At 44.4% G+C, this 12,012-nt stretch carries 13 protein-coding genes and 1 pseudogene; 11 read left to right on the forward strand and 3 right to left on the reverse strand.

What is annotated here, in order from left to right:
• On the forward strand, positions 1–305 hold a 305-nt coding region (locus tag G541_RS09520; RefSeq protein WP_027826706.1), incomplete at its 5' end, for an IS30 family transposase.
• 84 nt (positions 306–389) lie between these two features.
• Here G541_RS09520 and G541_RS0106435 read toward each other — a convergent pair.
• Complete coding sequence (locus G541_RS0106435) at positions 390–704, reverse strand: ArsR/SmtB family transcription factor (protein ID WP_009553906.1); 315 nt, start codon at positions 702–704, stop codon at positions 390–392.
• A gap of 191 nt (positions 705–895) precedes the next feature.
• Between G541_RS0106435 and G541_RS0106440 the strand changes: the two genes are divergently transcribed.
• The 6 genes from G541_RS0106440 (at position 896) to G541_RS0106465 (ending at position 7,112) form a co-directional block, all read left to right on the forward strand.
• Complete coding sequence (locus G541_RS0106440) at positions 896–2,845, forward strand: heavy metal translocating P-type ATPase (RefSeq protein ID WP_027826902.1); 1,950 nt, start codon at positions 896–898, stop codon at positions 2,843–2,845.
• A 356-nt stretch (positions 2,846–3,201) separates the two neighbouring features.
• Positions 3,202–4,194 carry a PTS sugar transporter subunit IIB gene (locus G541_RS0106445; RefSeq protein WP_009553904.1) on the forward strand — a complete coding sequence of 331 codons (993 nt, stop codon included), beginning with the start codon at positions 3,202–3,204 and terminating at the stop codon, positions 4,192–4,194.
• 21 nt (positions 4,195–4,215) lie between these two features.
• Positions 4,216–5,022 (forward strand): PTS mannose/fructose/sorbose transporter subunit IIC, encoded by an 807-nt coding sequence (locus G541_RS0106450; protein ID WP_009553903.1) that lies wholly within the window; start codon positions 4,216–4,218, stop codon positions 5,020–5,022.
• A 16-nt stretch (positions 5,023–5,038) separates the two neighbouring features.
• Positions 5,039–5,959 carry a PTS system mannose/fructose/sorbose family transporter subunit IID gene (locus G541_RS0106455; RefSeq protein ID WP_009553902.1) on the forward strand — a complete coding sequence of 307 codons (921 nt, stop codon included), beginning with the start codon at positions 5,039–5,041 and terminating at the stop codon, positions 5,957–5,959.
• Positions 5,960–6,107: 148 nt separating this feature from the next.
• A complete protein-coding gene (locus G541_RS0106460) occupies positions 6,108–6,515 on the forward strand; it encodes a DUF956 family protein (RefSeq protein ID WP_009553901.1) in 408 nt (135 codons plus the stop codon).
• Between the two features lie 21 nt (positions 6,516–6,536).
• On the forward strand, positions 6,537–7,112 hold the full coding sequence (locus G541_RS0106465) for a DJ-1 family glyoxalase III (RefSeq protein ID WP_027826903.1): 576 nt from the start codon (positions 6,537–6,539) through the stop codon (positions 7,110–7,112).
• Positions 7,113–7,188: 76 nt separating this feature from the next.
• On the opposite strand, the pseudogene G541_RS09525 reads toward G541_RS0106465, so the two are convergent.
• Positions 7,189–8,137: pseudogene (locus tag G541_RS09525) on the reverse strand (IS30 family transposase).
• A gap of 154 nt (positions 8,138–8,291) precedes the next feature.
• Here G541_RS09525 and G541_RS0106475 point away from each other — a divergent pair.
• Positions 8,292–9,104: a hypothetical protein gene (locus G541_RS0106475; protein WP_027826904.1), complete on the forward strand. Its 813-nt coding sequence runs from the start codon at positions 8,292–8,294 to the stop codon at positions 9,102–9,104.
• A gap of 54 nt (positions 9,105–9,158) precedes the next feature.
• Here the strand turns inward: G541_RS0106475 and G541_RS0106480 are convergent, their stop codons facing one another.
• Entirely contained in the window at positions 9,159–9,794 is a 636-nt protein-coding gene (locus tag G541_RS0106480; RefSeq protein WP_027826905.1) for a phosphatase PAP2 family protein, read from the reverse strand.
• 138 nt (positions 9,795–9,932) lie between these two features.
• Between G541_RS0106480 and G541_RS0106485 the strand changes: the two genes are divergently transcribed.
• The 3 genes from G541_RS0106485 to G541_RS0106495 are packed head-to-tail and all read left to right on the forward strand — an operon-like array spanning position 9,933 to position 11,970.
• Positions 9,933–10,319 (forward strand): GntR family transcriptional regulator, encoded by a 387-nt coding sequence (locus tag G541_RS0106485; protein ID WP_027826906.1) that lies wholly within the window; start codon positions 9,933–9,935, stop codon positions 10,317–10,319.
• The gene (locus tag G541_RS0106490; RefSeq protein WP_027826907.1) at positions 10,300–11,175 is read left to right on the forward strand and encodes an ATP-binding cassette domain-containing protein; all 876 of its coding nucleotides are present in this window, start codon (positions 10,300–10,302) and stop codon (positions 11,173–11,175) included. Before G541_RS0106485 ends, G541_RS0106490 begins: the two co-directional genes overlap by 20 nt.
• A gap of 3 nt (positions 11,176–11,178) precedes the next feature.
• Positions 11,179–11,970, forward strand: coding sequence for a hypothetical protein (locus tag G541_RS0106495; RefSeq protein ID WP_027826908.1), 792 nt, complete (start codon positions 11,179–11,181; stop codon positions 11,968–11,970).
• Positions 11,971–12,012 lie beyond the last annotated feature (42 nt).

Consider the following 12,012-nt stretch of genomic DNA (forward strand, 5'->3'; position numbering starts at 1 on the left):
ATCAATTAGGAACTAATCTCAAGACACTGACGGTTGATCACGGGAAAGAGTTCGCCAACTACCAATCAATTGAGAAAAATACCGGCGTGCCGTTGTACTTTGCCCATGCTTATTCTCCGCATGAACGTGGTAGTAATGAGAATCGTAATCGAGTGTTACGGCGATTTATTCCTAAGGGTCAGCCAATTGAAGAGATTAGTGATGATGAATTGATTCAGATTAACTGGTATCTGAATTCACGGCCACTCAAATGTTTGAACTGGCGAACTCCAATTGAGATCTTTTTGCTTAATCTGCGTCATTAAATTTGTTCAAGTTATTTATTGCAATCTACCAAAATGAAAAAGGAGGAGATGTTGTAGAAACGACACCTCCTTCTTTTATTATGCCTAAAAATCATCTTCAGAAATATGTTCTTTAACCTGCCGGAAAATCATAATAATATGGCGGTCAGCCAGTTCGTAGAGAACTTTTTGCCCTTGACGGTCTCCCCGGACCAACCCAGTTTGACGTAAAACTTTGAGTTGGTGGGAAACAGCTGACTGCGAGACTTCTAACTGCGCAGCGATTTCATTGACGGAAAGTTGGTGATCATAGAGCAAAGCAAGAATCTTGTACCGCGTTTGGTCACCAAATGCTTTAAAGATAGCGACGCTTCGCTCGATTTCTGCATCAGTGGGAAGAAAAAGTTTTTGTTTTGTCATTGTGCCACCTGTTTCACGTGAATTCAAATATAACTAGCATAATATTACTATCAAACAGCACGGGATGCAAAAGAGATATTTACCTAGGTCTATGAAAGTGCTATACTAAAACCAGTTAAATATATGAGTATATGTTCATATCCTAAATTAAAGATATCGAATTTAGCTAGTTGAATGAACGGAGGGGTAGGATGAAGCTAAGACTAACGCATGAAGAAAAAATCACATTGAGTATGATTGGCTTCAGTGCCGCCCTGCTCTGTCTGGGGCATTGGCTAACTTGGCCTAATCCTGCACTGCTAGTGTATTATGGGGTAGCTTACCTACTTGTAGGTGGGGAAGTTGTCGTTAAGGCTTGTCGCAATATCATTAAAGGGCAAGTGTTTGATGAGAATTTTTTGATGGTTGTAGCTACCGTGGGGGCATTTATGTTGCAGCAGTACCCTGAGGCAGTAGCAGTGATGCTGTTTTATCAGCTCGGGGAGTTTTTCCAAGATCGAGCGGTTGCTAACTCGCGCCAGTCGATTACTGCTTTGATGGATCTCCGGCCTGATTATGCTAACTTGGAGCTCAATGGGCAGGTTCACCGGGTTCGACCAGAACAGGTTCAAGTGGGGGACGTGATCGTAGTTCACCCCGGGGAGAAAGTCCCAGTTGATGGATGTATAGTTGCAGGGCAGACGTATCTTAATACAGCAGCCTTGACCGGAGAAAGCCAACCACAGTATGTGACTGTGGGGGACGATGTTTTGTCAGGAACGATTGTCCAAGATGGGGTAGTCCGGGTCAGTGTTACCAAAGAATTCGGGGCTTCAACAGCTTCGCAAATCTTAGAATTGGTGGAGCATGCGAGTGAAAAAAAGACGGTAACTGAAAACTTTATCCAGCGCTTTGCTAAAGTATATACACCAATAGTAGTGGTCTTGGCAGCACTATTGACAGTTGTTCCGCCATTAGTGACAGGCGGTGCGTGGGCAGTTTGGATTCAACGGGCCTTGATCTTCCTAGTGATTTCTTGCCCATGTGCGTTAGTGATTTCGATTCCACTTGGCTTTTTCGGAGGGCTCGGGGCAGCTTCCAAGGCGGGAGCCTTGATTAAAGGGTCAAACTTCCTCGAAGCACTCGCCGGAGTCAAAACAGTTGTTTATGATAAAACAGGAACTCTAACGCAAGGAGAATTTGCTGTGGTTGCGACTGTTCCCCATGCTGGGGTGGCGGAAGCTGATCTGATTCGCATGGCGGCTTTAGCAGAGACGGCTTCCCCCCACCCGATTGCCCAGTCAATTGTGGCATATGCAAGATTAGGACACGCAGCTATGGATCAAGTTCAAGACCGTAAAGAACTTGTTGGGCAGGGGGTACGCGCTTGCTACCAGGGTCAAGAATTGCTAGTGGGGAAGCGCGAACTCCTTTTGCAAGCAGGAATTATACTTCCTCAAGGAGAAGCCGACCTGTACCAGGCGGGAACACGAGTATACGTGGCTTATGACGGGCAGTACCAAGGTTTGCTGGTAGTGGCTGACGTGGTTAAGCCAGATAGTGCAGCTACGGTTGCAGAATTGCGGTCGTTGGGGATTACTAAGCAAGTGATGTTGACCGGAGATGTTCCCCAAGTCGGTCAGGCCTTGGCAAATGAATTGCGATTGGATGAAGTTCACTGCTCTTGCCTCCCCCAAGATAAGGTGGCCTATGTTGATCGGTACAAGCAAGAACTAGCTGGTCATGCTCAAGTTGCTTTTGTGGGTGATGGCTTGAATGACACTCCAGTTTTGACCAGTGCTGATGTTGGGATTGCAATGGGGGGCTTAGGTTCTGACGCTGCTATTGGAGCAGCTGATGTAGTATTGATGCATGATGATCCTAGTTCCCTAGTCAAAGTGGTTAATATTGCACGTAAAACAAAGCGAATAGTATGGGAAAATATCATTTTTGCCCTTGGTTGCAAACTCCTCTTTTTAGTTTTAGGCGCATTGGGCTTGACTAGCATGTGGGCCGCTGTCTTCGCTGATGTAGGTGTAACGGTGATTGCGGTAGTCAATTCGTTACGGTTGTTGCATACTAAGGACAAGCAGGTAGGGAAAATTCCGCCACGTCCACAATTCAATGGACAAAATAAGGATAAGGCAAGCATTATTTCATAAAAACTGGCCAGATTCGTTGAGGTATCAACGTTGGCCGGTTTTTTTATAGGCAAATTAAGTCAGTTGCACGAGAAATATGCAACTTTGCTTATATTTTTGAACAAAATAAATTTATGAAGCGTCATTTTAGTAATGGTTAGTTTGAGAAAAGCCTTTTTATATAACGGATTTAGTTAAATAATGCTAAATTGGTATAAAATTGCATACATAATTGTCATTTATTTAGCTTTATTGTATAATTCAGATAGTTCGAAAGGGCTTTCTTTTTTATTGTGACGGGTCTTAACCCTTAGATTGCTATTATTTACTATTTAATTGAGAGCCTACGGACACAATAATCAAGGAGGTAGTTAGCTATGGTAGGAATTATCTTAGCTAGTCATGGTGGCTTCGCCGAAGGGATTTACCAATCAGGTGAAATGATTTTTGGTAAACAAGAAAACGTCGCAGCTGTCATTTTAAAGCCTAATGAAGGTCCAGAAGATGTGCGCGCTAAAATGGAAAAAGCGATCGCATCTTTCGATGACCAAGACCAAATTTTGTTCTTGGTTGACCTTTGGGGCGGTACACCGTTTAACCAGGCAAACCAACTCTACGAAGAACACAAAGATAAGTGGGCAATCGTAGCGGGAATGAACTTGCCAATGGTAATTGAAGCTTATGCTTCCCGGTTATCAATGGAAAGCGCCCAAGAAATTGCGGCTCATGTCATTGAAACAGCCAAAGATGGTGTTAAAGTTCGTCCAGAAGACCTGGCTCCAGCTGAAGAAGCTACTAAGGAACCAGCTGCTGCGGCACAACCACAAGGGGCTATTCCTGAAGGAACTGTGCTGGGAGACGGTCACATCAAGTACGTATTGGCACGGGTTGACTCCCGGTTACTTCACGGACAAGTTGCCACTGCATGGTCCAAGTCTGTGCAACCAACACGGATCATTGTTGTTTCTGATGCTGTAGCGCATGATGAATTACGGAAGAAACTGATTGAACAGGCAGCTCCTGTTGGAATTAAAGCTAACGTTGTTCCAATCTCTAAGATGGAACAAGTGGCCAAAGACCCACGTTTCGGTGATACACGGGCATTGGTACTCTTTGAAAACTGTGCGGATGCCTTACGGGCAATCAAAGGTGGCGTAGATATCAAGGAAATCAACTTAGGTTCTATCGCGCACTCCACTGGTAAAGTAGTTGTTAACAACGCGATCGCCATGGGTCCTGACGACGTTGAAGCTATTGAAGAATTGCTCAAGATGGGTATCAAGTTCAACGTCCGTAAGGTTCCAGCTGATTCACCAGAAGATATCAACAGTCTGTTGAAGAAAGCTAACGCAGAATTAGCTAAAAAGTAATTCGATTTAGGAGGTAAAATTATGTCTGCAATTTCAGCAATTCTAGTATTTATTGTTGCATTCTTTGCGGGTATGGAAGGGATCTTGGATGAATTCCAACTCCACCAACCCCTGATTGCATGTACATTGATTGGTTTAGTAACAGGCCACTTACCAGAATGTGTTATTTTAGGTGGTTCCTTACAAATGATCGCCTTAGGTTGGGCTAATATCGGGGCTGCGGTTGCCCCTGACGCTGCCTTGGCATCTGTTGCATCTGCTATTATTCTTGTTTTAGGTGACCAAGGGACTAAGGGTGTTAATTCTGCGATCGCAATCGCTATTCCTTTGGCAGTTGCCGGCTTGTTCTTAACTATGATCGTGCGGACAATCTCAACTGCGATTGTTCACATCATGGATAACGGTGCTAAGAAGGGTTCTTTCCGGACTATCGAAGTTTGGCAATTAATCGCCTTAGCATTACAAGGTTTACGGATTGCTATTCCAGCTGCACTGTTATTAGCTATCCCTACTGCAACTGTTAGAAGTGCCCTCGAAGCAATGCCTGCATGGTTAAATGAAGGTATGGCTATCGGTGGGGGCATGGTTGTGGCCGTTGGTTACGCAATGGTTATCAACATGATGGCTTCCCGTGAAGTATGGCCATTCTTCGCTTTAGGTTTCGTTATCGCTGCCTTGCAAGAATTAACTCTGATCGCCCTCGGGACAATCGGTGTTGCTCTTGCTTTGATCTACTTGCACTTAGAAAAAGTTGGTGGCTCTGGCAATGCTAATGCTAGCCAAGGCTCAAGTGATCCACTCGGCGATATCTTGAATGACTACGAATAAGAGGGAGGTTATAAACATGGCTGAAAAAAGAATTACTTTAACAAAGAGTGATCGTTTACATGTTGCATGGCGTTCAACCTTCTTACAAGGTTCCTGGAACTACGAACGGATGCAAAATGGTGGTTGGTGCTACGCATTAATCCCTGCTTTAAAGAAGTTTTACAAGACTGAAGAAGAACGGAAAGCTGCTTTGGAACGCCACCTGGAATTCTTCAACACGCACCCATACTTAGCTTCACCAGTTATCGGGGTTACTTTAGCCCTCGAAGAAGAAAGAGCTAATGGTGCTGAAATCGATAACGCTGCTATTCAAGGGGTTAAGATCGGGATGATGGGTCCTTTGGCCGGTGTCGGTGACCCTGTCTTCTGGTTTACTGTTCGGCCTATCTTAGGGGCTTTAGGTGCTTCCCTCGCCCTGAGTGGTAACATCATGGGACCAATCTTGTTCTTCGTATTATGGAACATTATTCGTTGGGCCTTCATGTGGTACACTCAAGAACTTGGCTACCGTGCCGGTTCCGAAATTACTAAGGACCTTTCTGGTGGTATTTTGCAAGACATCACTAAGGGTGCTTCTATCCTGGGGATGTTTATCCTGGGTGCCCTGGTAGAACGTTGGGTATCCATCAAGTTCACGCCAGTTGTTTCAACTGTTAAGCAACAAAAAGGTGCTTATATTGAATGGGACAAGTTACCAAAGGGTTCTGCAGGGATCAAGGAAGCCTTGACTCAATACAACTTGGGTAAGGGTCTGTCCTTAGATAAGTACAAGGTAACAACTCTGCAAAACAACTTGGATCAATTGATTCCAGGCTTAGCAGCTGTGTTACTGACATTCTTCTGTATGTGGTTATTGAAGAAGAACGTTTCTCCAATCGTAATCATCATTGGTTTGTTCATCGTGGGGATTGTCTTCCACGTATTGGGGATTCTTTAATTTTGAATACGAAGGGATAACCGTAACGGAGTGATCCGCGAACGGGATGAGGTCTAGAATTCGAAAACGGGTTCTAGACCTCATTTACATTAGGACAATAAATTTATGGTAGAATGACAACAATAATACGATGAAGAGAGGCAAAAGAGTGGCAACAGAACGGTTAGTAGAATCACAAAACGAACATGTTGATTTGGAAGTTAAAGCAACTTCATTTATGGGCTTCAATCAATATGGGATGGCCAGCGTTGGTAATAAAGCATTTGAATTTTATGATGATCAAAATCCGAAGAACTTTGCTCAGATTCCATGGACGGAAGTGAAAACGGTTCGGGTTTCCCTCCTGTTTGGAGGACGGTGGATCCCGCGGATTGCTTTTGAAACCAAGCGCAACGGGACTTACATGTTCGCGGTTAAACGACCACGGGAAGTGATCCGAGCAATTCACAAATATTTACCACGTGAACAATTTGCGACGGCGCGGTCCTTTAGCCAAATTGTTAAGACAGGAGTCAAGGCTGATATCAAGAAGCTTAAGCAGCGTAAGAATAAGTAGGCTAAAAAGGGAGGAAATAACATGCCAAAAGTAGCGGTAATTTTTGCTGATGGGTGTGAAGAAATTGAAGGTTTATCAGTAGTGGATGTTTTACGCCGGTTACAGGTGTCCTGTGACATGGTTGGCTTGGATGATATCCATGTTATGGGGGCACATGATATTGCCCTGACCTGTGATAAAGTTGTGGGAGACGATCTTCTAACCTATGATATGGTAGTCCTCCCTGGCGGCTCTGGTGGGGCGCAACGGTTGCGTGACAGTGCCCAATTGCAGCATCTGATGCAAACCCGCTCTGAAGCTAGGCAATGGAACGCTGCAATGTGTGCTGCTCCCATCGCCTTAGCGCGGTACGGCTTGCTCACAGATACTGCCTTCACAATGTATCCAGGAATGAAGGACGATATTGCCAGTGAAACGCCAGGAGCACGGTTTAGTGAGGAGATGGTAGTAGTTGACCAGGACCACAAGATTTTAACTAGTCGGGGACCGGCAACGGCCTTGGCTTTTGCGTTTGGGATCGCTGAAGTACTGGGCGTTGATCCTGCACCACAGAAGGAAGCAATGCTGTGGAACTATCTTTTTACAAGAAAACACTAATACTTGAGTTAGAGGTTGGTAGAAAATTCAGTTTTCACCAACCTCTTTTTTTTATTTCCCAAAATGTCAATTTAAGTTAGAAAAAAAGTAGTTGCTCATCAGTGACATACTTCATGAATACCTCATAAGGTGTTTGATAGCCCAATGACTTACGAGGAATGTTGTTCCGGTAGCTCATTATTTGAGCAACCTCTTCATCAACTAGGTGGCGGAGATCGCGGCCTTTGTGGAGCCCATCGCGCCGCAGAAGGCCGTTGTTGTTCTCGTTTAACCCCCGTTGGTTAGGTGCCCCCACCTCGGCAAAGTAGGTCTGGAGGTCAAATTGGTTGGCAATTGCTCGCCAGTCAGCGCACTCCTTCCCATTGTCGAAGGTAATCGACTTGAAGAAGTGGAGTGGAAACTTTGCCAGCCATTCCTGTAAGTGCTGGGTCACACTGGTGTCCGTCTTACTATGGACGTTAAGAATTACTTCGACTTTGGAAGTCCGTTCGACCAAAGTCATAACGGCGCCCTGATGTCCTTTGCCCTGGACGGTGTCGGCTTCAAGGTGGCTGAATTTACGGTTAAAGTTGGGAAAGTCGATAGCCCGTTGGTGAATGCTTTGGCCAAGTTGACCAGCCTTCCCCCGCCGTTCTATGTAACCATTGGGGCGACGTTTGCCTTTCATCGGCAAAGTCCGCACATCAAAGGTACCCCGCTCAAAAAGGCGGTAAAGCGTCCGCATACTACAGCTGAGTGGTTGTTCAGCGCGTCCCATGATTGTGTCTGGCGTCCGGTCTTGAGCCACTTTGGCTTTGATATAAGTTGCCTCATCAGTGGGCAATTGAATGGCCTTCCGACCGCAATGAGCCTTGTTTTTACGAATACTCTTGGAGCGTGTGGCCGGCGGCCAGAAAGCGATAAACTCGGTAGACGGTTTCTAAGCTCCGATGCAAAAGTTCGGCGGCCCGGTAGGCTTTTACTCCTTGGTCACGAAAATTAGCGATCATCGTTAGTTCGTCTATGGTAAGATGGTGGTAGGTCACTTGTGGTGTCCTTTCTTTTGATGTATGGGTATTCAAAAGTCTACCACAAATGGCTTTTTATTTTTCTAACTTAATTTTACAAACCGCGTGAAATAATCAAAAAATGTAATAAAATTAAAGGTAGTAGTGGGAATACTTCCGGGGAGGATTTTATATGCGTAAAAGTAAATTACTAATTGTTTTGCTTAGTAGCTTGCTATTAGCAGGTTGTGGTAAGAGCACAGATACTAAGCATGACACACAAACTACGGCTAGCAAGACAGAGAAAAAGGCGTCCACAGAGCAGAAGCAAGCTTCGTCAAGTACAAGGCAGACAAGTTCCAGTGAAGCTACCAGTAGTTCAGCTGCTACCACTGATGAGGATAGCAAGCGTCTGGTTGATTTAGGCCAACAGCTCAAACAAAAGTTGGGAGCAAATGAAAAGTTCCCTACCGCCCACCTAATCAATGGGGTAGAAAATGCTCGTTATAGTGGAGATCAAAACAACTATACGGTTGATTTTTACGGGCATAATCGGGGAGTGGCGCTCAATGATTCACGATTGAATGATTCCCAGCCTTTCCTGACACTATCCAAAAAGACATATGGGTCTCGGACTGAAGCTACAGCTACGGTCAAGTATTCAGATGGGAAAGCAGAGGTTAAGTTGCCTCATGTTGACTTGGGATACAACATTGTCGGAACAGTTAATTCTGGTGCGGGCCAACGTTACCTCCACTGGAACGAAGGTCGGTGGTCATTAGGGGTTCGGGGATCAGCAGTAGCAGGACAGGATCCGAAGAAAACAGCCCGCAAAGTAGTGGCCTTAACCCAAGCATATGCGTTGCCAGTGCCGGAAACACGGGGAGCTGGAACCTTTGAGGTAGATAACGGTGGTACCATTTCTTGGGTTAAAGGGAATGCCGTCTATACATTAAAGAGTAAAAATTATCAGGCTTTAATAGTAAGTGCCGCTAGTTTGAAATAAGCTTGCAATGCTTAAAAAGCGCTGGGTGAGAATTTCTCGTCCAGCGCTTTTAAATTACTGAAATTGATGATAAGGATAACACAGGAGAGTTACGTTCCAAATCATTCCCAACAAAAGCCCAGCTCCGATTGTATCGGAAGGAAAATGCACATGAAGATAGATCCTGGTTAACGCAATAACCACAATCCACATGTAACCAAGGCAGACTAAGAGGTCGTGAACGGCCCGGTTGTGGATTTGACTGACAATGAGTGCCAACAGAAGCATAACCAGTAACCCGGTACTCAGGGTATGACCACTAGGATAACTGAATCCTCCCTGGGGAACAAGTTTGTCACTAGGTCTCGTTCGGTGGATGATATGTTTGACGATACTATTGATGAGGTTACCACTGATTAAAAAGACTGCCCCCCAGAGGAAGGTTGCCCGGTTATGAAGGAGTAATAAAGTGATGCAAACGATCAGTCCCAAGATGACCCCCATGGTTGGACTACCAAGGTTAGTGAGAAAAATGACAACTTTGGTAGTTTGCGGATTGGTAAAAGGAATAAGCCATCCTTGGATAGTACGGTCAAGAGCAGTAATAACGGGGCTATGCCGGGCCACTAAAAAAGTTAACCACCCAAAAAGAATAGTGTAGATTACTAGCCAAACCAGGTGGTAGCGTCGTTTGTTGCGATAGTCAAACATGAATAGTTCACCTCAATGTATTTCTGTTGTTCAGTGTAGCATAGGTCCGTAGAAAAAAGTTGCAAAAATAATATAAAACCATTATAGTTAATTACATAAGTAACTAACCGAGGAGAGATAGGCGGTGAGAACGCGATGATGAATTTCAATTTTAACAGTATCGAACCGATTTACTTGCAAGTATCTGAGCAGATCGAAGATGCGATTTTTACCGGGACCTTTGCGGAGGGGGAACGAGTCCCCTCAACAACCGAAATCTCTAAACAATACCATATTAACCCGGCTACGGTCCTCAAGGGGATGAACTTACTGGTAGCTGCTGACCTGCTAGAAAAGCGACGGGGGCTAGGGATGTTTGTTAAGAGTGGGGCACAAGAAAGAGTTACCCAACGACGCCAAGATATGTTTTATAAAAACTATATCGTCAGCTTGGTTCAAGAAGCACAAAAACTGGGGTTAACAGAAGAACAATTATGGCAATTGATTCAAAGGGGATGGAACAAGGATGAACGGACTAAAGATTAGCCATTTAAGCGTTAAGGTTAAGAAAAAAGAGGTCTTGCAGGATATTTCGGTGACCTTTCAACCGCAGACAATCTATGGATTGCTAGGTCGGAACGGGATCGGTAAAACGACCCTCCTATCCTTGATTGCTAACCGGATTTTTGCTCAAGATGGAGAGATTACCTTAGATGGGCACAGTGTGGTAGACAATGACCTTGCTTTGCAACGAATTTATGTAATGGGAGAACGTAATTTATATCCTAAAAATCTTAAATTAGCGACCATCTTAGCAGATACAGCCGCTTTTTATGGTGGGTTGGATCAGGCATATGCTGAACGTTTGGCGCAAAAGTTTGGATTAGATCTTGATCAAAAGTATGGTCAACTTTCAACCGGGTACCGGTCTATTTTTAAAGATATCATCGCCTTGACAGTAACAGCTGACTATATCTTGCTCGACGAACCAGTCTTGGGGCTGGATGCTAACCACCGGGATATGTTTTATCAAGAACTAATCGATACATATGCTAAAAAACCGCGGACATTCATTATGTCAACGCACCTGATCGAAGAGGTGGCTAATATCATTACGCATGCAGTGATTCTTTCAGCAGGAAAGGTCATCTTGGATGAAGAAGTTGATGAAATGATGACCAAATCCTACTTGGTAACGGGACCAGAAAAAGAGGTAACAGCATATGTGGAAGGACTAAATGTGATCGGCAAGGAACAACTAGGACGCATGACCGGTTACTATGTGTACGATGACTTGCCAGAAATGCGGATCTTGCCGGATACAGTTTATCTGGAAAAAATGCCTCTTGAAAAACTGTTTATTTACTTGACCCAACAAACCACAGAAAGAAAGGAGGGTTAAGCAATGCTAGATGTACGAACTAGAAAAGTTGCTCAGATTCTGACCAAGCGGTACCTACGCAATTATGTCATCATGCTGGTAACGCTACTAGGTTTATCATTAGTAGCCAACATCTTTAAGACGAATGGTACATTCTATGAAACTTATGCTTTTCTCCCAATCGGAGGAGTGACGGTGATAATGGGTTTCTTTGTTCTTTATACATACCCAGACTTTAAGTATTTGATCCAAAATGGAGTTTCCCGAAGGACATACTGGAAAGGTAAAGTTTGGGCAATTGTGATTGCTGGGGCCTTAACCCGTTTGCTGAGCTACCTGTTATATTTTGCTACACAGGTTCCTTTCCAAGCTCTTTCTAACCGGATTACTTATCTGCACCAACTTAAAACAGATATTAGCGATTCAATTTTCTTTGAACTGTTCGGGCATGCTTCAAGTTTGAGCGGAACTCATCTTGGTTGGACCATCGCCGGAATGATTATTTATGGGGTAGTCCTTACTCTGGAGGCCTGGTTGTGGGCAATGGCGATAGGGGCCTTGTTTAGTCTCCTCACGCGTAAAGCTCAAGTTGTAGTAGGGATCGCTCTTGTGGTTGGAGAAAACTACCTGATGTTTGTCATCTTGACCTGGATGGTTAGACACCAAGAACACATGATGATTAATCTGTTAAGGTATCTTGATCAAAGTGTCCTCACTTCCTTACCATATTCATTATTACTGGATGGAGTGACAGCAGTTATAGCCTTATTGGTCAGTTACTGGACATTCCATCATCTATACTTACGTAACGATTAATATTGTCGAGGCGGGGAAATTCCCGCCTCTTTTTTTGTACTT

Origin of the sequence: Ligilactobacillus saerimneri DSM 16049 (genome assembly GCF_000423265.1) — a bacterium.
GTDB lineage: Bacteria > Bacillota > Bacilli > Lactobacillales > Lactobacillaceae > Ligilactobacillus > Ligilactobacillus saerimneri.